At 69.0% G+C, this 23176-nt stretch carries 22 protein-coding genes; 10 read left to right on the top strand and 12 right to left on the bottom strand.

The window, feature by feature from the left end; translation table 11 throughout:
* Positions 1–28 precede the first annotated feature (28 nt).
* Entirely contained in the window at positions 29–841 is an 813-nt protein-coding gene (gene sigE / locus ACEWX3_RS08705) for an RNA polymerase sigma factor SigE (protein ID WP_374159194.1), read from the bottom strand.
* Between the two features lie 179 nt (positions 842–1020).
* Here sigE and ACEWX3_RS08700 point away from each other — a divergent pair, with 179 nt between their 5' ends.
* From ACEWX3_RS08700 to ACEWX3_RS08670, 7 genes are all read left to right on the top strand, one after another.
* The gene (locus tag ACEWX3_RS08700) at positions 1021–1737 is read left to right on the top strand and encodes an O-methyltransferase (protein WP_374159193.1); all 717 of its coding nucleotides are present in this window, start codon (positions 1021–1023) and stop codon (positions 1735–1737) included.
* A gap of 143 nt (positions 1738–1880) precedes the next feature.
* Positions 1881–3080 (top strand): IS30 family transposase, encoded by a 1200-nt coding sequence (locus ACEWX3_RS08695; protein WP_374159811.1) that lies wholly within the window; start codon positions 1881–1883, stop codon positions 3078–3080.
* Between the two features lie 285 nt (positions 3081–3365).
* Complete coding sequence (locus ACEWX3_RS08690; protein WP_374159192.1) at positions 3366–4043, top strand: TetR family transcriptional regulator; 678 nt, start codon at positions 3366–3368, stop codon at positions 4041–4043.
* Positions 4021–4935, top strand: a complete 915-nt coding sequence (locus tag ACEWX3_RS08685) for an ABC transporter ATP-binding protein (protein WP_207068268.1) — start codon at positions 4021–4023, stop codon at positions 4933–4935. Before ACEWX3_RS08690 ends, ACEWX3_RS08685 begins: the two co-directional genes overlap by 23 nt.
* On the top strand, positions 4932–6554 hold the full coding sequence (locus tag ACEWX3_RS08680; protein WP_374159191.1) for an ABC transporter permease: 1623 nt from the start codon (positions 4932–4934) through the stop codon (positions 6552–6554). Before ACEWX3_RS08685 ends, ACEWX3_RS08680 begins: the two co-directional genes overlap by 4 nt.
* Positions 6551–7225, top strand: coding sequence for an isoprenylcysteine carboxylmethyltransferase family protein (locus ACEWX3_RS08675; RefSeq protein ID WP_221362362.1), 675 nt, complete (start codon positions 6551–6553; stop codon positions 7223–7225). Before ACEWX3_RS08680 ends, ACEWX3_RS08675 begins: the two co-directional genes overlap by 4 nt.
* 19 nt (positions 7226–7244) lie before the next feature.
* Positions 7245–7847 carry a DUF4126 domain-containing protein gene (locus tag ACEWX3_RS08670; protein WP_374159190.1) on the top strand — a complete coding sequence of 201 codons (603 nt, stop codon included), beginning with the start codon at positions 7245–7247 and terminating at the stop codon, positions 7845–7847.
* 86 nt (positions 7848–7933) lie between these two features.
* Here ACEWX3_RS08670 and glgC read toward each other — a convergent pair whose 3' ends face one another.
* Entirely contained in the window at positions 7934–9148 is a 1215-nt protein-coding gene (gene glgC, locus ACEWX3_RS08665; RefSeq protein WP_152518190.1) for a glucose-1-phosphate adenylyltransferase, read from the bottom strand.
* Between the two features lie 128 nt (positions 9149–9276).
* Here glgC and glgA point away from each other — a divergent pair, with 128 nt between their 5' ends.
* Entirely contained in the window at positions 9277–10440 is a 1164-nt protein-coding gene (gene glgA, locus ACEWX3_RS08660) for a glycogen synthase (protein ID WP_221362358.1), read from the top strand.
* A 78-nt stretch (positions 10441–10518) separates the two neighbouring features.
* Here glgA and ACEWX3_RS08655 read toward each other — a convergent pair whose 3' ends face one another.
* The 7 genes from ACEWX3_RS08655 to ACEWX3_RS08625 form a co-directional block, all read right to left on the bottom strand.
* Positions 10519–10686, bottom strand: coding sequence for a DUF3117 domain-containing protein (locus tag ACEWX3_RS08655; RefSeq protein ID WP_068532479.1), 168 nt, complete (start codon positions 10684–10686; stop codon positions 10519–10521).
* Between the two features lie 153 nt (positions 10687–10839).
* Positions 10840–11466: a DNA-3-methyladenine glycosylase I gene (locus ACEWX3_RS08650; RefSeq protein WP_207068273.1), complete on the bottom strand. Its 627-nt coding sequence runs from the start codon at positions 11464–11466 to the stop codon at positions 10840–10842.
* Positions 11463–11936 carry a DivIVA domain-containing protein gene (locus ACEWX3_RS08645; protein WP_374159189.1) on the bottom strand — a complete coding sequence of 158 codons (474 nt, stop codon included), beginning with the start codon at positions 11934–11936 and terminating at the stop codon, positions 11463–11465. Before ACEWX3_RS08645 ends, ACEWX3_RS08650 begins: the two co-directional genes overlap by 4 nt.
* Positions 11937–11969: 33 nt before the next feature.
* A complete protein-coding gene (locus ACEWX3_RS08640; RefSeq protein WP_207068274.1) occupies positions 11970–12929 on the bottom strand; it encodes a glucosyl-3-phosphoglycerate synthase in 960 nt (319 codons plus the stop codon).
* Positions 12926–13750: a dihydropteroate synthase gene (folP, locus tag ACEWX3_RS08635; RefSeq protein ID WP_286183454.1), complete on the bottom strand. Its 825-nt coding sequence runs from the start codon at positions 13748–13750 to the stop codon at positions 12926–12928. The genes ACEWX3_RS08640 and folP overlap by 4 nt, the downstream gene beginning before the upstream one ends.
* 122 nt (positions 13751–13872) lie before the next feature.
* Positions 13873–15672, bottom strand: a complete 1800-nt coding sequence (fadD6, locus tag ACEWX3_RS08630) for a long-chain-acyl-CoA synthetase FadD6 (protein WP_374159188.1) — start codon at positions 15670–15672, stop codon at positions 13873–13875.
* 86 nt (positions 15673–15758) lie between these two features.
* Positions 15759–16331 (bottom strand): TIGR00730 family Rossman fold protein, encoded by a 573-nt coding sequence (locus ACEWX3_RS08625; protein WP_286183424.1) that lies wholly within the window; start codon positions 16329–16331, stop codon positions 15759–15761.
* Between the two features lie 29 nt (positions 16332–16360).
* Here ACEWX3_RS08625 and ACEWX3_RS08620 point away from each other — a divergent pair, with 29 nt between their 5' ends.
* Together ACEWX3_RS08620 and ACEWX3_RS08615 are read left to right on the top strand one after the other, a co-directional pair.
* Entirely contained in the window at positions 16361–18361 is a 2001-nt protein-coding gene (locus tag ACEWX3_RS08620; protein ID WP_374159187.1) for an AAA family ATPase, read from the top strand.
* Positions 18362–18434: 73 nt separating this feature from the next.
* On the top strand, positions 18435–19136 hold the full coding sequence (locus ACEWX3_RS08615; protein ID WP_374159186.1) for a type VII secretion target: 702 nt from the start codon (positions 18435–18437) through the stop codon (positions 19134–19136).
* 77 nt (positions 19137–19213) lie between these two features.
* Here ACEWX3_RS08615 and ACEWX3_RS08610 read toward each other — a convergent pair whose 3' ends face one another.
* The 3 genes from ACEWX3_RS08610 to ACEWX3_RS08600 all read right to left on the bottom strand — a co-directional run bounded on the left by ACEWX3_RS08610 (position 19214) and on the right by ACEWX3_RS08600 (position 23157).
* Positions 19214–20848, bottom strand: a complete 1635-nt coding sequence (locus ACEWX3_RS08610) for an ABC-F family ATP-binding cassette domain-containing protein (RefSeq protein WP_374159185.1) — start codon at positions 20846–20848, stop codon at positions 19214–19216.
* Positions 20849–20967: 119 nt separating this feature from the next.
* Positions 20968–22032, bottom strand: a complete 1065-nt coding sequence (gene dapE, locus ACEWX3_RS08605; protein ID WP_221362345.1) for a succinyl-diaminopimelate desuccinylase — start codon at positions 22030–22032, stop codon at positions 20968–20970.
* An 84-nt stretch (positions 22033–22116) separates the two neighbouring features.
* Positions 22117–23157, bottom strand: coding sequence for an aminotransferase class IV (locus ACEWX3_RS08600; protein WP_374159184.1), 1041 nt, complete (start codon positions 23155–23157; stop codon positions 22117–22119).
* Positions 23158–23176 lie beyond the last annotated feature (19 nt).

Here is a 23176-nt window from a genome sequence, read left to right as displayed (position 1 = left end):
CGCCAAGCTGTGGGTCAGCGCATGCCACTCAGGCCGGGCGTGCCTCGTCGAACATCTGGCCGCTGGCGTTCGCCTGATGCGCCAGGTAGTCGCGCAACGCCTGGCGGCCGCGGTGGATGCGGCTGCGCACGGTGCCGAGCTTGACGCCCAGTGTCGCACCGATCTCTTCGTAGGACAGCCCTTCGATGTCGCACAGGACCACAGCGGCACGGAACTCGGGCGGCAGCGAATCCAGCGCCGCCTGCAGGTCCGGACCGAGGCGGGAGTCGTGGTAGATCTGCTCGGGATTCGGCTCGTCGGCGGGCACCCGGTCGTAATCCTCGGGCAGGGCTTCCATCCGGATTCGGCCGCGGCGGCGCACCATGTCGAGGAACAGGTTGGTGGTGATGCGGTGCAGCCAGCCTTCGAACGTTCCGGGCTGGTAGTTCTGCACCGACCGGAAGACGCGGATGAACGTCTCCTGGGTCAGGTCCTCGGCGTCATGCTGATTGCCCGAGAGGCGATAAGCCAGCCGGTAGACCCGGTCGGCGTGCTGGCGGACCAGCTCGTCCCAACTCGGCATCGCGGCGTGGTCGCCGGTGGCGTCGAACACCGCTGTTCCGGTCAGTTCGTCGGACGGCTCGACCCACTCGGCATCGGTGTACTGCTCCAGGTGCGCCATCGACACCGGGGCGGCAACGGATGAAGTCGCGGGGGCGGAGTTGGTGGTCGTCGGATCCTCCAGGTCGTGACGGTCGCGATCGTCCTCGGACGGCCGCTCGGTTCGCACAACACGGTGCAGCAGGGGGTTGTTCCCGAAGCGCCGGTGGTCACCGCGTGCGCTGGGTGCGCCGTCTGTCATGCGCTTACCGTCTCCCGTGCTGGTGTGCCAGGCATATGAGATAACTGAACATTTCCTGAGAACATTCGCTACCCCTTTTTTCACCTGCACAAACGGGTCACCGGAACCGGATATTTATCGCCGCCGGGGCCGGGCGTGTCGGGGTGTCGGCCGCCGCTCGCGCGCTCTACGCTGCGGGCATGTCCAGCACCGACGAGCCCGCCGCCGGCCCCCAGGAGTCTCAGGGGTCCCGAGAGGCCCGGGAGTCCCGGGAGTCCTCGGCCCCGGCGAGCCAGGCCGAGGCGATCGTCAACCACGCCGAGCACTCGATCTCCGAGGACGCCATCGTCGCTGCCGCCCGCGAGCGCGCAGTGGACATCGGCGCCGGGGCGGTCACTCCTGCGGTGGGCGCGCTGCTGTGCGTGCTGGCCAAGCTCACCGATGCGCGCGCCGTGGTCGAGGTCGGCACCGGCGCCGGCGTCAGCGGGCTGTGGCTGCTGTCGGGGATGCGCGAGGACGGGGTCCTGACCACCATCGACGTCGAGCCCGAGCACCAGCGCATTGCCAAGCAGGCGTTCACCGAGGCCGGGGTGGGGCCGGGCCGGACCCGGCTGATCAGCGGCCGCGCCCAGGAGGTGCTGACACGGTTGGCCGATGAAACCTACGATCTGGTGTTCATCGACGCCGATCCCGCGGATCAGCCGCAGTTCGTGGTCGAGGGCATTCGCCTGCTCCGTGAGGGGGGCGCGGTCATCGTGCACCGTGCCGCACTGGGCGGCCGGGCCGGGGACGCGTCGGCCAACGACGCCGAGGTCAGCGCGGTGCGCGAGGCCGCCCGGCTTATTGCCGAGGACGAACGGCTCACCCCGGTCCTGATTCCGCTGGGCGACGGCCTGCTCGCCGCGGTGCGCGGCTGAGCGACCGGCGCGGCTGAGCCCCGCTTGCCTGGTGCGCGGCTGGCGCTGTTGCGCCGCCCCTTGCGCCGAGCGTGAAGCTACTGCGCAGGATCCGCGGGCAGATTCATACGGTCATCGCAACATCCGTTGATCTGGAGGTTGTCATGCCCAGTGGTTATCCGCATCCGCGATCGACACGGCGGGAGTTGTTCGACCGCGTATGTCAGGGGGATCCCTTGATCCGGACGGCGCGAGAGATGGGCGTGTCGACGACCGCGGCGTGGCTGTGGTGGCGTGACGCTGGAGCGATGGAGCTTATTGCAGGCGGTAGCGGCGTGTGTGGGGTGGTCTATCCCGGGGATCCTCAGAGCCCCGGTGGGCGGGGGCATCGGCTCAGTTTGGATGAGCGCATCGCGATCATGCGTGGACTCGACCAGGGGCGGAACTGCGCCGAGATCGGCCGTCAGATCGGCCGCGATCGCACTGTGGTGTGGCGCGAGGTACAGCGGAACCGCAACACCGACGGCGATTACCACGCCCGCATGGCCCATGCCCGTGCCGCCGACAAAGCCCGGCGGCCTAAGGCGTTCAAGCTTGACGACCCCGCCTTGTGTGCAGCCATCGCGACGTGGATGGACGATGGTTGGAGCCCGAGGCTGATCGCCGCGATGTTGGCCCGCGAACACCCCGATGACAGGCTGGCACGGGTGAGCCACGAGACGATCTACCAGTGTCTCTATGTCCAGGGCCGCGGCCAGCTGCGCGCGGATCTCAACAAGTGCTTGTCGACCAAACGCGCCGCTCGCAAACCCCGAGGTCACACCGAGCGCCGCGGAAAGTTCAGTGACGTGATCACGATCAGCCAGCGCCCCGCCGCAATCGCCGACCGCGCCGTACCCGGGCACTGGGAAGGCGACCTGATCCTGGGTACCGGCTGTCGCAGCGCGATCGGCACCCTGGTCGAGCGCAGCACCCGTTTCACCATTTTGCTGCACCTGCCCAACGACCACACCGCTGACTCGGTGGCCACCGCGATGATCGCGGCCATGAACGAACTGCCCGCTCATCTGCGCCGCACCATCACCTGGGACCGCGGTGCGGAGATGGCCGGCTGGCAGAACATCAGCCTGCAACTGCAGGCCCCGGTGTATTTCTGCGATCCGCATTCGCCCTGGCAGCGCGGCAGCAACGAGAACACCAACCGACTGCTGCGGTTCTGGTTTGAGAAGGGCACCGACCTCAGCGGCTACACCAAAGCCGACCTCAAACAGATCCAAGACAAACTCAACACCCGCCCCCGACCCACCCTGGACCTCGACACCCCAGCCCAACGCCTGGCCGCCCTCCTTCACCAAGCCGCCTAAGCCGTGTTGCATCAACCACTTGACTTTGGGGCGGAATTTTCGCAGAGACTTCACGCTCGGCGAGCTCGCCGGCACCCGTGGCTGCCTGGCCGATCGGCGAGCCCGTCGGCGCCCGTGGCCGCCTGACCGATCAGCTGGCCCCCGTAGCCGGCTGACCGATCGATGGCCCCCGCGGTCGCCTCACCGATCGATTGGCCCCCGACCAGCTCGCCCGCGATCAGGTGGCCACCGACACCCGCGGAAGACCCTTGACCGCACGCTGAACGAGCGTTTAGTGTACTGAACATGCGTTCAGGCGACGATCTGACCGCGGTGGCGCGGATCCGGGACGCGGCCATCGAGACTTTCGGCCGCGAGGGCTTCGCGGTCGGGATCCGGTCGATCGCGGCGGCAGCCGGGGTGAGCCCCGCGCTGGTGATGCATCACTTCGGATCGAAAGACGGGCTGCGAAAGGCCTGTGACGAGCACATCGCCCGGACCGTCCTCGAATCCAAGACCGAGTCGATCCAGACCACCGACGCCGCGACATGGTTCGCGCAGCTGGCCGAAATCGAGGACTACGCCCCGATGATGGGCTATCTGGTTCGCAGTCTGCAGACTGGTGGCGAGCTGGCGAAAACGTTGTGGCGCACCATGATCGACAACACGGAACAGTACATCGAAGCCGGCGTGCGCGCCGGCACCGTCAAGCCGAGCGCCGATCCGCGGGCCAGGGCCCGCTTCCTGGCCATGACGGGCGGCGGGGCCTTCCTGCTGTACCTGCAGCTGCACGACGACCCGTCGGATCTGCGCGCCGTGCTCCGCGACTACAGCGAGGACATGGTGCTCCCCGCGCTCGAGCTGTACACCAACGGCTTGATGACGAGCTCGACGATGTACGAGGCGTTTCTGGCCAGACGCGAGCAGGGCCTTGCCTTCACACCGACAGAAAGGGATGACGATGGCCGACACCCACGGCGGTGAACTCGCCGTCGACATCCGGGGGCTGACCAAGTCCTTCGGACACACCAAGGCGCTCGACGGTCTCGACCTCAGCGTCGCCGCCGGCAGCGTGACCGGCTTCCTGGGCCCCAACGGGGCCGGCAAATCCACCGCGATCCGGGTGCTGCTGGGCCTGCTTCGCGCCGACCGGGGCACAGTGCGGCTGCTGGGCGGCGACCCGTGGCGCGACGCGGTGAACCTGCACCGCCGAATCGCCTACGTCCCGGGCGACGTGACGATCTGGCCCAACCTGACGGGCATGCAGGCCATCGACTTCCTGGCCCGGCTGCGTGGCACCGAGAACGTCGACACGAAGCGGCGTGACGACCTGATCGAGCGCTTCGAACTCGACCCGAGCAAGAAAGCCCGCACCTATTCGACGGGCAACCGGCAGAAGGTTGCGATCGTGGCCGCGTTCAGCACCGACAGTGAACTGCTCATCCTCGACGAGCCCACCGCCGGCCTGGATCCGTTGATGGAACAGCGGTTTCAGGAGTGTGTCCGTGAGGTGGCCGAGCGCGGTGCCGCCGTGTTGCTGTCCAGCCACATCCTCGGCGAGGTCGAAAAGCTCTGCGACACGGTGACGATCATCCGTGCGGGACGCACCGTGAAATCGGGGACCCTGCAGCAGATGCGTCATTTGATGGCGACCACTGTCTCCGCGCGCACCCGCGGCGATGCGCAACGGCTCCGAGACGCGGACTACGTCAGAGAACTCGAGGTCGACGACGGCCGGGTGCGGTTCGCGGTGGACCGTGGCGATCTGGACCGGGCGATGGCCGACCTCAGCGGACTCGGTATCGAGGACCTGACCGTGGCACCGGCCTCGCTGGAAGACATGTTCCTGCGGGAGTATCAGCGGGCGGGGTCATGAGCGCCACCGCCACCGCACCTACCCGGCCCCGACATCACGCCGCCCCGTCCGCGTCGCGCTGGACCGGCACAGCCCACCTGGTCAGGCTGGCGCTGCGCCGCGACCGCGTCCGACTGACGGTGTGGATCTCGGTGCTGACCGCGATGATGCTGTACACCCCGAACGCCCTGGAGCTCGCCTATCCCGACGAGGCGCAGCGGCGCACCCGCGTGCAACTTCTCCAGACGCCGGCCGGAATCATGATGGGCGGGCCGATGTTCGGCCGCAACGACACCGATCTCGGGGCGATGATGGCCAACGAGTTGATGCTGACGTTGATCGTTGCCACGTCGATCCTTGCCATCCTCACCGTGATTCGACACACTCGAGCCGAAGAAGAAAGTGGGACAGCCGAATTGGTGCTGGCGTCCCCGGTCGGCCGGTATGCCCGCACCACGGCCGCCCTGCTCGTCGTCGGCGCCGTGAATGCCGTGATCGCCGTGACGATGACCGCGGCGATGGCGGCCAGTGGCTTCGCCGTCGCGGACACCGCGGCGATGTGTATCGGCGTCACGGCCGTGGCCACCGTGTTCGGTGCAGTCGCCGCGGTGACCGCCCAGCTGTGGCGGGTCGCTCGGACCGCCAGCGGCGCGGCGATGGCGCTGCTTGCGCTGGCCGCGCTGATCCGAGGTGTCGGGGACGTCATCGACCATTCGGGAAGCGCGCTGAGCTGGTTCTCCCCCATCGCCTGGGCCCAGCAGATGCGCGCGTTCGTCGATCTGCGCTGGTGGCCGCTCGCTCTTCTGCTGGTGGTGACGGTTCTGCTGATCGCGCTCGCGGCCGTGCTCGAAGCGCGCAGGCAGTACGACGACGGCATCCTGGCCACCGGCGGGGAACGACCCGACGCGAAGCCGATCCGCGGCGTGACCGGTCTACATCTGGCGCTGCAGAGGGGCGCGCTGATCGGCTGGACGGTGGGCCTGTTCCTGGCGGGGTTGGCGTTCGGCTCGATGACCAAGTCGCTGCGCGACGCCGCGCAGACCAACGAGCTCATCGCGCGAATGCTGGCCGCGCAGGGCAACGACGGCATCTACACGACGATGTCGCAGTTCCTCGCCGCCGTCGCGGCGGCCTATGTGACCACCGCGGTGCTTCGGGTGTACTCCGACGAGCAGGCCGGGCTCGGCGAGTCGGTCCTGGCGGGCGCGGTGTCCCGTTGGTCCTGGCTGGTGGGTGCGGTCATGACCGCCGTCCTCGGCGGGACGGTGCTGATGTTCTTCGCGGGCCTGGGCAACGGCCTCGGCGCGGGCCTGACGATCGGCGAACCCCAGACGGTGGTGAAGCTGACGCTGGCCGGGCTGGCCTATGTGCCTGCCCTGGCGGTGATGGCCGCCGTCGCCGCGCTGGCGGTTGCCTTGCGCCGGACGTGGATCGGCTGGCTGGCCGTGACATTCGTGATCACGGCGCTCTACCTGGGTGCACTGCTGCGGCTGCCGCAGTGGCTGATCGACCTGTCCCCGGTCGGGCAGACCACCGTGCCCACCGACGTCCCCGTCGGCGCCATGGTCGTGATGGTGGCGGTGGCGGCACTGATCACGCTGCTGGCCGGCTCGACGTACCGACGCCGTGATGCCGCATGACGGCGCTGCGCGTCGCGACGTCGGCGATTCTCGGCCTGATGCTGTTCGCTGCCCTGGTTTTCGTGCCTGCCGGCACGCTCAGGTACTGGCAGGCCTGGGTTTTTCTCGCGGTCTTCGCAGTGTGCACGCTCGGGCCGAGTATCCATCTGGCCGTGCACTACCCCGCAGCGCTGGACCGCCGGATGAAGGTCGGCCCGACAGCCGAAACCCGGCCCGCGCAACGCCTCATCATCGTCGGAGCGTGGCTGATGTTCGTCCTGATCGTCGTGGTCAGTGTGCTCGACTGGCGGATGGGCTGGTCGAGCGTGCCGGTCTGGGCGGTGATCGTGGGCGACGTTCTGGTGGCCGCCGGCCTGCTGAGCACGCAGCTGGTGGTGGTCCAGAACAACTACGCCGGGGCCAGTATCCGGATCGAGGAGGGCCAGCCGCTGGTCTCGACCGGTCTCTACAGCGTCGTCCGACACCCCATGTACAGCGCAGCGCTGGTGATGACCGTCGGCATCCCGCCTGCGCTCGGATCGTGGTGGGGGCTGCTTGTGGTCGCCGCGACGTTCCCGCCGGTCTTCGTCGCCCGCATCCTCGATGAGGAGCGGGCACTGACCGCCGAACTTGCCGGATATCCGCAGTATCAGGCCCGGGTTCGCTACCGACTCGTGCCCGGGGTGTGGTGACGCGCCGCATACTGGTGTGATGGAACTGCTGACCGGCTTCGGGCTGGCGGCCGCGGGGTTGAACGCCTACATTCCGCTGCTCGCGCTCGGGCTGCTGGCCCGCTTCACCGACCTGGTGACGCTGCCGGCAGCGTGGGCCTGGCTGGAGAACGGCTGGGTCATGACGATCGTCGCGGTGCTGTTGTGCGTCGAGGTCGTCGCCGACAAGGTGCCCGCGCTGGATTCCGTCAACGACACCGTCCAGACGCTGGTGCGCCCCACCGCCGGCGGGATCGTGTTCGGCTCGGGAACGGCCGCGCAGACGTCGGCGGTCGCCGATCCGGGGGCCTTCGCGCAGTCGGGGCAGTGGGTTCCGGTGGCGGTGGGCGTGGCCGTCGCGCTGATGGTGTCGCTGACGAAGTCGACGGTGCGTCCGGCGGCCAATGTGGCGACGGCGGGCACCGCGGCGCCGGTGCTGAGCACGCTGGAGGACGTGGCCAGCGTGGCGCTGGTGTTCCTGGCGATTCTGGTGCCGGTGCTGGTCCTGGTGGCCGTCGTCGTGATGATGTGGGCGGCGGTGCGGGTGATCCGCAGGCGCCGAGGCCGCTCCCGCAGTGCGTCCGCCGCCGAGGCTCCTGGCTGAGCACCGGGCCTCCCGGCGTCATGCCCTGACTCGGCACACCACCTGCCGTACGTGCGGTCGGGGCGACCGCGCCCGGTTCCGGTGGGTCAGACCCAGACGCCTTTACCGACGGCCACGACGCCACCGGAGCTGACGGAGAAACGCTCCCGGTCCTTCTCGACGTCGACACCGACCATCTCGCCGGGGCCGACCACGACGTTCTTGTCCAGGATGGCGTGGCGCACCACCGCGCCGCGTCCGATGCGGGCGCCGGGCATGACCACGCTGCCCTCCACGATCGCCCCGTCTTCGACCACGACGTTGCTGGACAGCACCGAATTGCGTACCGACGCAGCAGAAATGATGCTGCCCGCACCGACGACGGACTCCTGCGCGGACCCGCCGTTGACGAACTTGGCCGGCGCCAGGTTCTCCGAGCTGCCCCGGATCGGCCAGCGCTTGTTGTAGAGGTTGAACACCGGGTGCACCGACACCAGGTCCATGTGGGCGTCGTAGAACGCGTCGAGCGTGCCGACGTCACGCCAGTAGGCGTGGTCGCGTTCCGTCGCGCCGGGGACCTCGTTGTCGTTGAAGTCGTAGACCGCGGCCATGCCGTCGGCGACCAGTCGCGGGATGATGTCGCCGCCCATGTCGTGGTCGGAATCGTCGTCCTCGGCGTCGGCGCGGATCGCGTCGATGAGCACCTTGGTGGTGAAGATGTAGTTCCCCATCGACACGAAGGTCTGGTCGGGGTCGTCCGGCGTCCCCGGCGGGTCGGCGGGCTTCTCGATCCAGCCGCGGATGCGGCCCGATTCGTCGGCGTCGATGCACCCGAACGCGCTGGCCTCCGAGCGCGGCGCCCGGATACCGGCGACCGTCGCACCGGCTCCGCTCTCGATGTGTGCCTGGACCATCTGCTCGGGATCCATCCGGTACACGTGGTCGGCGCCGAAGATCACGATGTAGTCGGGGTCCTCGTCGTAGATCAGGTTCATCGACTGATAGATCGCGTCGGCCGACCCGGTGTACCAGCGCGGCCCCAGCCGCTGCTGCGCCGGCACCGGGGTGATGTACTCCCCGGCAAGCCCCGATAACCGCCAGTTCTGCGAGATGTGGCGATCCAGCGAATGAGACTTGTATTGGGTGAGTACACAGATTCGCAGGTATCGGGCGTTGACGAGATTCGACAGCACGAAATCGATCAACCGATAGGCACCCCCGAAGGGCACGGCGGGCTTGGCTCGGTCGGCCGTGAGCGGGTACAGCCGCTTGCCCTCTCCGCCTGCGAGGACGATGCCAAGCACATGTGGCGCTTCCCTCATGCTGCCAACCTATCCGCACGTGGGGACAGGGGCCAGCCATTCGCTCTATTGGGCGGGGTGTCGGACTGTCCATCAAGACAATTGGGGATGCGGCGCGGCGCTCTTCGATACCGGCTACCGTCGACAGCATGCGGGTGGCGATGATGACTCGGGAATATCCACCCGAGGTCTACGGCGGAGCAGGAGTGCACGTCACAGAGCTCGTCGCTCAACTGCGGCATCTGTGCGAGGTGGACGTGCACTGCATGGGCGCTCCGCGGCCCGAGGCGACCGTCGCGCAGCCGGACCCTGCCCTGCAGGGCGCGAACTTCGCCCTCACCACGCTGTCGGCCGACCTGAACATGGTCAACGCCGCCTCGTCGGCGGCCGTCGTGCATTCCCACACCTGGTACACCGGCATGGCCGGGCACCTGGCGGCCCTGCTCTACGGCGTCCCGCACGTGTTGACCGCGCATTCGCTGGAACCGATGCGTCCGTGGAAGGCCGAGCAGCTCGGTGGCGGCTACCGGATCTCGTCCTGGGTGGAGAAGACGGCGGTCGAAGCGGCCGCCGCGGTTATCGCTGTCAGCTCCGGGATGCGCGCCGATGTGCTGCGTACCTACCCGGCGCTGGACCCGAACCGGGTGCACGTGGTCCGCAACGGCATCGACACCGACGTCTGGTACCCCGCATCCCCGCCCGACGACGGCTCGGTGCTGGCGGAACTCGGCGTCGACCCGTCCCGACCCATCGTCGCGTTCGTCGGCAGGATCACCCGACAGAAGGGGGTCGCGCACCTGGTCGCCGCCGCGCACCACTTCTCCCCCGACGTCCAACTGGTGCTCTGCGCCGGTGCGCCGGACACCCCGGAGATCGCCGAGGAGGTGTCCGCCGCGGTCCAGCAGCTCGCGGCCGCGCGCACCGGGGTGTTCTGGGTACAGGAGATGCTGCCGACCCACAAGATCAGGGAGATACTGTCGGCGGCAACCACATTCGTGTGCCCCTCGGTCTACGAGCCGTTGGGCATCGTGAACCTCGAGGCGATGGCCTGCGGCAGCGCGGTCGTGGCCTCGGATGTGGGTGGCATCCCCGAGGTGGTCGACGATCAGCGCACCGGAGTGCTGGTCCACTACGATCCCGACGACACCGAGAGCTTCGAACGCGGTCTCGCGGCCGCGGTCAACGCGCTGGTCGCGGAACCGCAGCGGGCCCGCGATTTCGGGGCCGCGGGCCGCCAGCGCTGCATCGACGAGTTCTCCTGGGCGCAGATCGCCGAGCAGACGCTACGGATCTACCAGCACGTTCTGACCTAGCTCTACTGACCCAGCCCGCCGGCAAGGCCCCACAGCAAAGAACCGGCCGCGCGCTACGCGACCGGTTCCTGCTTCGGGCTAGCTCGTGACGCCCCTCAGTTCCTCTCCGAGAGCGGCTGCCTCGTCCGGGGTGAGTTCGACCACCAGTCGGCCACCGCCTTCCAGTGGTACCCGCATCACGATGCCGCGCCCCTCCTTGGTTGCTTCCAGTGGACCGTCTCCGGTCCGGGGCTTCATCGCCGCCATCGAGTGCTCCCTCCACAAAGGCGTGCCCGTCTGGGCCCGGTCTGTTCCCGGAGCCGGCACTGCCCGCTCATCTGCCGCGGACAGCAACCGGCCTTGAACTGCTACAGAGTCTTATTGTTCCCTATCCTGGCCTGCTCGTGTGCAAAGACCCGCCTATAGCTGCTCCGATGGTGTTTCACCGAGGCGCGGAACCCAGCAGTCGGCGACATGATCGTCGACCATTCCGGTGGCCTGCATCAGGGCGTAGGCCGTCGTGGGCCCGACGAAGCGGAAGCCGCGCCGCTTGAGGTCCTTGGCCATCGCGGTCGACTCCGGCGACACTGCGGCGACACCGGCCAGATCGGCAGGCCGGTCGCGGGTGAGCCGGTCGGGTGGCGCGAACGACCAGAGCAGCTCGCTGAGGTCGACACCGGCGTCGGCGAGGTCGGCCACCACCCGGGCATTGGACACCGTGGCTTCGATCTTGGCCCGGTTGCGCACGATGCCGGTGTCGGTGAGCAGTCGCTCGATGTCACCGTCGGTGTACCGGGCCACCCGTTCGACGTCGAACCCGTCGAACGCGGCGCGGAAGTTGTCGCGCTTGCGCAGGATGATCAGCCAGGACAACCCGCTCTGGAACGCTTCCAGGCTCACCCGCTCGAACAGCGCCGCCGAGCCGTACAGCGGTCGGCCCCACTCGGTGTCGTGGTAGTCCCGGTAGAGCACGAAATCCTCTGCGGAAAGCCGGGATTGGTCGATCCAGCCGCATCGGACCCGGCGATCGTCAGTGACCGACGTCACCGGCCCTCCCACTCGGCGTCGGGCACCTGCACGTCCTCGACGTGGGAGGCGTCGTCGGCGTGCGAGACGCGGGACACGTGGGAGCCGTCGTCCACGTGGGAGAAGTCGTCGACGTGGGAGCCGTCGTCGACATGGGAGACGTCGTCACCGCCGAAGGTGGTGCCCGTCTCCGCGCCGAGGCCCTGCCGGGCGCGCACCGCGGCCAGCTCGCCTCTGAGCTGGTCGAGTTCGCGACCCAAGCGGTCGAGCACCCAGTCCACTTCACCGGCCTTGTAACCGCGCAGCGTCTGGGTGAACTTGAGCGCCTCGACGTCGGCGCCGGTCACTCCGGAGGCGGGCAGCACGGTCGCGGTGGTGGACTGCGGAAGCGGTGGTAACACTTCACCGCGGCCGAACAAGACGCTGCCGATGGCGAACAGCACGATGCCCACCAACACGAACACCACGAGGTAGAGCAGGACGAGGGTCACACGTCGATAGTGCCCGACGCCGCCGACACGGGGTCAGCGCGGGCGCAGCGTGTTCATCGGCGGGCGGTCTTCCAGGCAGACCTCCGAAGTGCGTGCGCTGTAGTTGTTGCCGTCGGCGAAGAACTGCGTGAGCCCCACGCCAGAGTCCTCGATGCCGCACCGCGACAGCAGGGTGGCGATGACCTGGCGGCTCATCGACGCCAGCTCGGTCAGCGGCCGGTTGCGGTGGGTCCGCACACCCAGATTCACCTGGGCCAGCGCGTCGAGGCCCAACCGGTCGTAGGCGTCGATCAGCAGGCCGATCTCCACCCCGTAGCCGGGCGCGAACGGTACCGCGGTCAACAGCTCGCGGGTGCCGGCGTACTCGCCGCCCAGCGGCTGGTAGAGGCAGGTCAGCTCGGGTCGCAGCGCCGCGAGCAGCGGGCGGGCCACCAGTTCGGTGACGCGGCCACCACCGTTGGCGTCCTCTTTGCCGCTGACCCGCAGCGGCCGCCGGTAGAAGCCCTTGACCAGGTGCACACCCTCGGTCGTCAGCAGCGGCCCCAGCAGCTTGGGCACGAACATCGGATCGGGATCGAGCAGATCGGAATCGACGAATGCGACGATGTCGCCGGTCGTGGCGGCCAGCGACCGCCACAGCACCTCACCCTTGCCGGGCTGCGTCTCGACCTCGGGTAGCGCGACCTCCCGGCTGACCACCCGCGCTCCGGCGGCGACCGCCCGGATCTCGGTGTCGTCGGTGGAGCCGGAGTCCAGCACGATCAATTCGTCGACGAGTCCGCCCAGCAGCGGGGTGATGGTCTCGACCACCCCGGCGACGGTTTCCTCCTCGTTGAGCGCAGGAAGCACGACGGAAACCGTGCGGCCCCGCTTGGCGGCCTCGAGCTCGGCGACCGTCCACGACGGGCGGCTCCAGCTGTGATCGGTCAGCCACCGGTGGTCGGCCACATCGTCGATGGCCAGTCCCGTGATTCGATCAGACAAGACAGTCATGCCAGTCCCCTCACCGTTCGTTTCGGCTGACGGGCGCCCTTGATTGACGCAACCATCTCCAGTACTCGACGCGTGGGTCCCACCTCGTGCACCCGGAACATCGCCGCGCCCTCGGCGGCGGCCATCGCCGTCGCTGCCAGGGTGCCTTCGAGGCGTTCGGTGAGGCCCACACCCAGAGTCTCCCCGACAAAATCTTTGTTGCTCAGCGCCATCAGGACGGGCCATCCAGTATTTACAAGCTCTTTTACGTGGCGCAACAAACTAAGACCGTGGTAAGTGTTCTTGCCGAAATCGTGGGTCGGGTCGATCAGGATGCCGTCGCGGCGGACCCCGAGTGCGGCCGCGCGCTCGGCGGCGGCGGTCACCTCGGCGATGACGTCGTCGACCACCCCTCGCTCGGAGATCCCGTAGTTGACGCGGAACGGCCGGGTGCGCGGCACCGCGCCCCCGGTGTGGGAGCAGACCAGGCCCGCCCCGAACTCCGCCGCGACGCCCGCCAGCTCGGGATCGACCCCACCCCAGGTGTCGTTGATCAGATCCGCACCCGCCGCGCAGGCCTGCTTGGCCACCTCGGCACGCCAGGTGTCGACGCTGATGAGCTGCTCGGGAAAGGTGCTGCGCAGCCACTCGATGAAGGGCACCACCCTTGCGATCTCTTCTGCGGTGTCGACGACCTCGCCGGGGCCCGCCTTGACCCCGCCGATGTCCACGACGTCGGCGCCGTCGGCGATGACCCGGTGGGCGGCCTCTTTGGCCGCCTCGTCGGTGAAGGTGGCGCCGCGGTCGTAGAACGAGTCCGGCGTCCGGTTCACGATCGCCATGATCAGCGCACGGTCACCGGCCACCGGCCGGCCCAGAAACGTCGACTCCACGCCATTCAGGCTACGTTCCGGCCGGACCCGTGGTTCCGGCCGGAATGCGCAGATCGCAGCGCTGGCGGGCGCTACTTGGGTTTCTTGCCCGAAGCGACCTCGTCGGGGTACTCGTCGTAGAACGGGACGTAGCCCTCGTCCTTGCCGGAGAGCACGTACAGCGGGTCGTCGATCGTGACGTCCTCGCTGTCGTCGTCATCGCCGCTGGCCTTGCCGTAACCTTCTTTACGCAGGTCGACCTTCTGGCTCTTGAACGTCGACGTGTGCGCCAACTCCGTCACCACCCGCACGAACAGCGGCACCGCGTAGCCGGGCAGCTTGTCGTAGGCGGCCTCGGCCAGCGCCTTGCCGTCGAGCTCGTCACCGTTCTTCAGCTGGATCGCGGCCATGCCGGCCCGACCACCCGCACCCGGCACCTCGACGCCGAAGACCGTCGCCTCCTCGATCTGCGGATGCGTGGAGATCGCCGCCTCGACCTCCGTGGTTGCGACGTTCTCGCCCTTCCAGCGGAACGTGTCGCCGAGCCGGTCGGTGAACGCGGCGTGCCCGAAGCCCTGCGCCCGCATCAGGTCCCCCGTGTTGAACCACACGTCGCCCTCCTTGAAGGCATCGCGGACCAGCTTCTTCTCGGTGGCTTCCTTGTCGGTGTAGCCGTCGAACGGCTGGAAGTTGCTGACCTTGGACAGCAGCAGACCCGGCTCGCCGTTCTCGACCTTGTGCACACGGCCGTCGGGACCGCGTTTCGGTTCGCCGGTGTCGTGGTCGTACTCGACGAATGCGATCGGGCTGGGACAGATGCCGGTCGTCTTGTCGATGTTGAAGACGTTGACGAACGCGGTGTTGCCTTCACTGGCCGCGTAGAACTCGCAGACCCGCTTGATGCCGAACCGCTCGGTGAACTCGTCCCAGATCGCAGGCCGCAACCCGTTACCGCAGATGACCCGCACCTTGTGCTGGCGATCCGTCGGCTTCTCCGGCTGGTTGAGCAGATAGCCGCAGATCTCGCCGATGTAGACGAACGCGGTGGCGTCGTAGCGGATGATGTCGTCCCAGAACTTCGACGCCGAGAACGACTTGCCCAGCGCCAGGGCCGCACCGGAGTTCAGCACGGACGACAGCGCGACCGTCAGCGCGTTGTTGTGGTACAGCGGCAGGCAGCAGTACAGCGTGTCGCTGCTGTTGAGCCGCAGTCCCAGACCACCGAACCCGGCCAGCGCGCGCAGCCAGCGGTAGTGGGTCATGACGCTGGCCTTCGGCATACCGGTCGTGCCCGAGGTGAAGATGTAGAAGGCCTTGTCCTTGGCCAGCACGGCATCGGTGGTGGCGGGATTCGTGGTGGGCGCCGTCGCCGACATCGTGATGACCTCGTCGACGGTCAGCAGGCCGCTGGTGTCCGCGCCGCTCTCGTTGATCTCGTCGATCAGGTCGACCTCGGCGACGACGACCTTGGCCTCCAACAAGCCGAAACTGTGCTTGAGCACCTCGCCGCGCTGGTGGAAGTTGATCATCCCCGCGACGGCGCCACACTTGACAGCGGCGAGCATCAGCAACACCGACTGGGGCGAGTTACGCAGCATGATGCCGACCACGTCGCCGTGCCCGACCCCCTTGGCCGCCAACACCGCGGCGTAGCGGTTGACGGTCTCGTTGGCCTCGCGGTACGTCAGCCGCTCATCGCCGAACTTGATGAACACGTGGTCGCCGTAGCTGGCCGCCCGGTCCTGGAAGATCTTGCCGATCGAGGTCTTGGCGGACGGCCGGGCACCGAACCCGGTGATCACTCCGCGCAGAATCGTCGGGGTGTCTTTGAGGAAGCCGGGAAGCTGTTTGGCGACGTCGAGGACTCCGACGCTGCGGCGCGCCCCACTCATTTCATCTGCCCATCGATACACGTCGTCATGTCGGTGCTTTCTTCCTCCGGTCGTTTGTCGGACACCTTAGTTGCGGCCGATGCGGGTCAGCGGGTCGGTGCGCACGCGGCCAGTGCGGCGTCCACGTCCTCGACGACGATGAGGCGCCGCAGCGCCTCGTCGGCGACGTAGCCGGTGTCCGCCAGCTGGCGCAGCCAAACCAGCAAACCCTCGTAATGCCCGAACGGGTCGAGCATCACGATCGGTTTCGAGTGCATACCCAAATACGCCGCTGTCCAGGCTTCGAAGAATTCCTCCAGCGTGCCGATGCCGCCGGGCAGCGAGATGAACGCGTCGGCGCGGTCCTCCATGACCTGCTTGCGTTCCCGCATCGTGTCGGTGACGACGAGTTCGTCGGCCTCGGTGTCGGCCACCTCGCGATGGACCAGCGCCTTGGGGATCACGCCGACGGTGTAGCCGCCGTGCGAGCGCGCGGCCGAGGCGACCGCGCCCATCGCCGAGACGTTGCCGCCTCCGGAGACCAGCGTCCAGCCTTGATCGGCGATGGCTTTGCCGAGCTGGTGGGCCAGGTCGAGCAACTCGGGATGCGTCGGGCTCGACGCGCAGTACACGCAGATCGCCCATTCGCGGTCGGGTTCTGGGGACGCTTCTCGGGACACACGGACAAACCTAGCCATACACTCCGGCGATGCCCGTGCGCGCACCGATCGGATGGGTGACCGGACGGTCGGATCCGGCACTCGAGTTCGTCGAACGCGGCGTGCATGCGCAGGCCGGGGCCGTGTTGGTCGGCCCGGCCGGCGTCGGCAAGTCGACGCTGGCCCGCCGCGCGGCCGAACATCTGTCGGCCGAATTCGACCGGGTGGACTGGGTGCTCGCGACGGCGTCGCCCCCGGACGTGCCGTTCGGGGCCTTCGAGCATCTGCTGGATGTGCCGGAATCCGGCAAAACCGCCTCGGTGTTGGCGACCGCTCGGCAGATCGTGGGCGACGGCAGGTTGTTGGTGATCGACGATGCGCATCATCTGGACGCGCTGTCGGCGGCTCTGGTCTACCAACTGGCGGTGAGCCGGGCGGTCCGCGTGGTGCTCACCGCCACTGTCGGACAGTGGCCGGTGCCGGCGGAGGTCGCCGCTCTGTGGCACGACGACGTCGTGGCGCGGGTGGACGTGACGCCGCCGGGCCATGAGGACAGCCGGCTGCGGGCGCAGGTCGATACGTTCGTCACCGGGCTGTCGAGCACGACCCGCCGCGTGCTGGAGTTCCTGGCGGTCGCGGATCCGCTGAGCCTCGAGGACGCCGCCGCGCTGACCAGTGCCCACGCTGTCGACGACGGCATTCAGGCGGGCGCCGTGATCATCAGCCAGGACGGGGTGCGCCCCGCGCATCCGCTGTTCGTCGACTCGGTGCGCGACCGGCTCGGCGGCCCGGACCTGCGACGCCTGCGGTCGGCGGTGGTGGGCCGCTTGTCGTCGGCACACCCGCGCGGGGTGGTGGGCCGGCTGCGGGTGGCCGCCCTGTCGATCGGCAGCGACAGCCCGCTCCCGGCGCCCGACCTGTGCGCGGCCGCCCGCGAGGCACTGCGGCTCGGCGACCTGGAACTCAGCGAGCGGCTCGCGCGGGCGGGGCTGGGCGGCGGGCACGACCTCGACGCCCGATTGACCGCCGGCTACGCGCTGGCGTGGCAGGGCCGCGGACGGGAGGCCGACGCGGTGCTCGCCGGTCTGGACCCCGCATCGCTGAGCGACGACGAACTGATCGCGTGGGCGCTGCCCACCGCGGCCAACCAGTTCTGGATGCTGTCAGAACCCGCGCGGGCGACCGCGTTCCTGCAGTCCATCCGCGCGAAGGTGGACGATCCGGCGGCACGCACCGCGGTGGACGCGCTGTCGGCCACGTTCGCGATGAATGCGGGCAACCTCGAGCTGGCCCGTGAGGTGGCCGAGCAGGTACTGGAATCCACTGACCCCGACGAGACCGCGGTCGGCTGGGCGGCGTCGGCGGCGGCGCTGTGCGCGGCGCGCACGGGCCGGTTCGACGACGTGGACGCCCTCGCCGAGCGCGCCGTCTCGGCGGGCCAACCGGGCCTGCTGCGCTTCACCAGCGGGTTCGGACAGACGACCGCGCTGCTGATGACCGGCGAGTCGGATCGCGCGCTGACGCTGGCGCAGCGGCTCACCGAGTTCGCCCAGCGCAGACAGCCCGGCCGCGCAATCGGCGAGGTCCTCACCGCTGACGTGCTGCTCGCCAGAGGTGAACTCACTCAAGCGGTCTCGCTGTTGCGGGACGCTGCAACCACGCTCGCGCCGACCGGATACTCGTGGGGGCCGCTGGCCTGGATGCTGCTTGCGCAGGCGTTGGGCCGGCTCGGCAGGCCGGCTGATGCGGGTAAGGCGCTGGCACGCGCCGAGGCACGACATGGCCTCAAGTCGATGCTCTTCGCCCCGGAACTGAGCCTGGCTCGCGCCGCGACACTGGCCGCCCAGCACGACACGCACGGCGCCGTCGAAGCGGCCCGAGCCGCGGTCAAGGCCGCGGAGCGGGGCGGGCAGACCGCGGTGGCGTTGCGGGCCGCCCATGTCGGTGCGCGACTCGGGGATGCGCGGGCCGGTGAGACGCTGGCCCGGCTGACCGGTGAGCTGGACTGTGCGTTCGGCCGCGATGCGCTTGCGGAGATCAACGGGTCGTGACGACGATTTGGTGATCGGGCGCCACGCCCGGCGGCCCTAGACTCGGTGCGGAGCAGGCATTGGGAGGCAAGTGATGGTCGAGCCGTTGTCGGTGGACACCGACGGTGTGCGTTCCCTCTCGGAAATCCACACCGGCGTGGCGACCGGGTTGGGGTCGCTGAATGCGGCGGCCCCGGGGTCCGCCGCCGTCGCGACCTCACACGGCACCATCGCCCATGCGGTGCAGACGGCACTGCAAGCCGCACTCGGTAGCCGCTCGGGCACCATGACGGCCACCCAGGACAGCGGCGCCCGGATCTCGGAACTCCTGCAGCAGGCGGCCGTGGCGTACGAACACGGTGACCAGCGCGGCGCCGCCGCCATCAAGGCCGCCGCCGAAGCGCTCGCCGACGGAGGACCGGCCGGGGCCGGCGCGGCCGGTAACGCCGGCGGCGCGCCCGGAGCCGGTGGGGCATCCGGAGCTGCCGTGTCGGGCTCCGACGCGGTCGGCCAGGTGGTCGGTCAACTCGGACAGCTCGGGCAGATGGGGCAGCAGCTCGGCGCGCCGTTGGCGGCGCTCGGACAGCCGTTGCAGCAACTCCCCCAGCAGGTCATGCAGGGTGTTCAGCAGGTCTCCCAGAGCACCGCGGCAGACACGTCGGAGGACAGCGGACCACCTGGAGCCGGCGACGCCGAACCTGCCGACGGCGCAGCGCCGGGGACGGAGCCGGGCACCGGTACCGCACCCGTCGAGTCCCCGGGTTCCGGCGCCGGTGAGGCCCGGCCCTCGACCTAGGTCGTCCCGGCGTCCCTGCGCCCCGGGCGTCCTCGTCGGCCCGGGTGTCCTGGCCGTCCCAGCCGTCCCAGTCGTCCCTACTCGTCCTGGCCGTCCTGGTCGCCGCCGGTTTCGCTGACCCGACCTCCGGTGAGCCGCACCCGCCGCTGCACCCCGATCCGGTCGAGGAACACCTCGTCGTGACTGACGACGATGAACGCTCCCCGGTAGGCGGCCAGCGCCGACTCGAGCTGCGCCACGCCGGCCAGGTCGAGGTTGTTGGTCGGCTCGTCGAGCATCAGCAGCTGTGGGGCCGGCTCGGCGAACAGCACGCAAGCCAGCGTGGCACGAAGTCGCTCCCCGCCGGACAGTGACCCGGCGGCGGTGTCGACGCTGTCGCCGCGAAACAGAAACTGCGCCAGCAGATGCCGCTGCCGGGTCAAAGACAGGCTCGGCGCCGCCGCGGCCAGGTTCTCCGCGACCGAGCGGCCGTCGTCGAGTAGGTCCAGCCGCTGCGACAGGTACGCGACCCGTCCGGCGGCGACGTGGACCTCGCCGCCCTCCGGCTCGATCTCCCCCATCAGCACGCGCAACAACGTGGTCTTGCCGGCCCCGTTCGGACCGGTCAGCGCGATCCGCTCCGGCCCCCGCACCGCGAATTCCACCTCGTCGAGCACCGCGCGACCGCCACGCGACACGCGTACACCACTGGCGTGCAACAGTGTTCGACCGGCGGGCACGGCGGTGTCCGGCAGGTCCAGCACCAGAGTGTCCTCCTCGCGTAACGCCCGCTCGGCATCGTCGAGTCGGTTCCGAGCGTCGTCGACACGCCGGGCGTGCACGCCGTCGCCCCGGCCTGCGGTCTCCTGGGCGCGACGTTTCATCGCCCCGGCCACGATCTTCGGCAGGCCGGCGTCGGAGAGTGTGCGCTTGGCGTTGCCGGCCTTGCGGTCGGCCCGCTCACGGGCCTGCTGACGCTGCCGCTTCTCTCGTTTCAGGTGCTGCTCGGCGCCGCGCACCGCCTCCGCGGCGGCGCGCTGAGCCTCGTCGACGGCGGCCAGATAGCCACTGAAATTCCCGCCGTAGGTGGAGATCCGGCCGTCGCGCAGCTCGGCGATACGATCCATGCGATCGAGCAGGGCGCGGTCGTGGCTGACAACCACCAACAACCCGGTGTAGTCGTCCAGCGCCGCGTCCAGTCGCTGGCGGGCAGCGGTGTCGAGGTTGTTGGTGGGTTCGTCGAGCAGCAGGATGTCGGGGCTTCGCAACAACTCTCGCGCCAGCCCGAGGCTGACCACCTCACCGCCGGACAGTGAGCGCAGCGATCGGTCCAGGCTCACGTCAGCCAGGCCGAGGCGGTCGAGTTGGGCGCGCACCCGCGTCTCGACATCCCAGTCGTCGCCGATCGCGGTGAACACCCGCTCGCTGGAATCACCGCCCGCCAGCGCCTCGAGTGCCTCGATCACCGCTGCCACGCCGAGCAACTCGGCCACACTGCGGTCATCGAGCAACGGAAGTGTCTGGGGCAGATAGCCGACGGTGCCGTCCACGACGATCGAACCGCTCGACGGCGCCAGTTCACCGGCGATGAGCCGCAGCAGCGCGCTCTTGCCGGTGCCGTTGCGGGCGACCAGGCCGGTACGTCCCGGGCCGGGCGCGAACGACAACTCGGTGAACAACGCGGTGCCGTCGTCCCAGCGCAGCGAGACGTCGGACAGGGTGAGAGAAGACATGCGGGAAGGCTCCGAGACAAGGGCGCGAGATGGCCCGGACGGGCGATTGGATGCGAGCTCCGGGGAACTATCCGGAGATGTCTTCTGCTCCCAGCATGGTTGTCACGTTATCGGCTTCGTCAACCGGTTAAATAGCGGCGCAGGGTCTCGGTGACGGCGCCGATCTGGGCGGCATCGACCCGTTCGTCGGCCCGATGGGCCAGGTTGGGGTCCCCGGGGCCGTAGTTCACCGCGGGCACGCCCAGCGCCGCGAACCGGGACACATCGGTCCAGCCGTACTTGGCTCGCACCGCCCCGCCTGCGGCATTGACGAGTGCCGCCGCTGCCGGTTTCGTCAGCCCGGGTAGGGCACCGGCAGCTGAGTCGGTGAGTTCGATGCCGACGTCGAGTCCGTCGAGGACGTCGCGGACGTGGTCGTAGGCCGCCTCGACGGTGCGATCGGGGGCGAAGCGGAAATTCACCGTCACCGACGCCGCGTCGGGCACCACGTTACCCGCGACACCGCCGTCCACGCGGACCGCCGACAACCCCTCGCGGTAGACGCAGCCGTCGATGTCGACCTCGCGGGCCTGATAGGTGTTGAGCCGGGCGAGCACGGGCGCGAGTTTGTGAATCGCGTTGTCGCCCAGCCAGGATCGGGCGGAGTGCGCCCGGGTCCCGGTCGCGGACACGATCACGCGCAGCGTGCCCTGACAACCGGCCTCGATGAAGCCACCCGAGGGCTCGCCGAGGATCGCGACGTCGGCCGCCAGCCACTGCGGCAGCTCGCGTTCGATGCGACCCAGCCCGTTGGCCGAGGCCTCGATCTCCTCGCAGTCGTACATCACCAGCGTGATGTCGTGGGCGGCATCGGCGACGGTGGCGGCCAGGTGCAGGAAGACGGCGTCGCCGGATTTCATGTCGGAGGTGCCGCAGCCGTGCAGCACCCCGTCCTCCAGCCGGCTGGGCAGGTTGTCGGCGGCGGGCACGGTGTCGACGTGGCCGGCCAGCAGGACCCGCGACGGCTTGCCGAAGTCGGTGCGGGCGAGCACCGCGTCGCCGTTGCGGACGACTTCGAAGCCGGTGGTCTGGGCGCGCAGCGCGGCCTCGATCTCGTCGGCGATGCGCTTCTCGTGCCGGGATTCGCTGGGGATGTCCACCAACGCCGCCGTCAGCGCGACCGGGTCACCGTGTAAGTCGAGCACAACAGACCACGGTAGCGGGTCGGCGCGCCACTTCCCCGGAGCCATCGACGGGGCCGGGAACGCCCGGCCCCGTCGGTGGCCTCGTCAGCCCTCGTAATCGATGGCCTCGATGAGCGGGGACGGCTCGTCCATCAGCGCCCAGAACCGGTCCCGGATCGCCACCGTCAGCGGCCCGGGCTGACCGGCACCGATCGCCTCACCGTCGAGGGTGTTGATGGGGGTGACCCCGCCTGCGGTGGTGACCGCCATGATCTCGTCGGCCTCGTAGAGTTCGTGGCTGGTGACGTCCCGCAGGGTCGCCTCGACACCCATCGAGTCGGCGATCTCGAACACCGTCTTGCGGGTGATGCCGGGCAGCGCGTTGCGCGACGGTGAGGCCAGCTTGCCGTCCTTGACGATGACGACGTTGAAGCCGGGGCCTTCAGCGACGCAGCTGTCGGAGTCCAGCAGGATCGCGGTGCGCGCGCCCCGATCCTTGGCTTCGAAGCTGGCCGCGGTCAGGTCGCCCCACTGGTAGTTCTTGATCGTCGGGTCGACGGTGTTGCGACCGGCCCGCCGCACGTGCCGGGGCACCACAGCGCTGGTGCCGAAGATCTGTTCGTGGGGCGGAAACGCCCACAGGTAGGGAATCGCGTAGATGTAGACCTGGTGGGTCAGCTTGGAAAGGTCTTTCTCACCCCGGCGGTTGCCGTATCCGCGGGTGACGGTCAGGTTGACGAACGACTCCCGCAGCTGTGACAGCGCCACACAGCGTTTGGTGATGTCCGCCAGTTCGGCCTTGGAGAGGCCGGCGTCCAAGCGCAGCTTGGAGGCGCCGTCGAGCAGCCGGTCGAGGTGGTCGTCGAGCCGGAAGATGTTGCCGTGCCACACATGGGCGACGGTGTAGGTGAGATCCGAATGACCGAAGCCGGTGTCGAAGATCGAGATCTTCGCCTCGGAGGCGGGCAGGTACTCCCCTTCGATCCACGCGACCCCGCCGGCGAACGGGCTCGAGCTGTCGAGTTCGTAGTCGCTGTACTGGATCACCGAACCGGGCGGGGTGTCTTCCCGGATGGCGCCGGGCTCCACGGCGACGAGGTTGGAGGAGCCGGCGTGCGAGGTGGTGAGGTCGGAAACAGAAGTCATGACAGGGTTGTCCTTTTCG

The organism is Mycobacterium sp. G7A2 (assembly GCF_041902445.1).
GTDB lineage: Bacteria > Actinomycetota > Actinomycetes > Mycobacteriales > Mycobacteriaceae > Mycobacterium.
The sequence above is the reverse complement of the archived record's forward strand: the minus strand, read 5'-3'. Positions and strand labels throughout refer to the sequence as shown.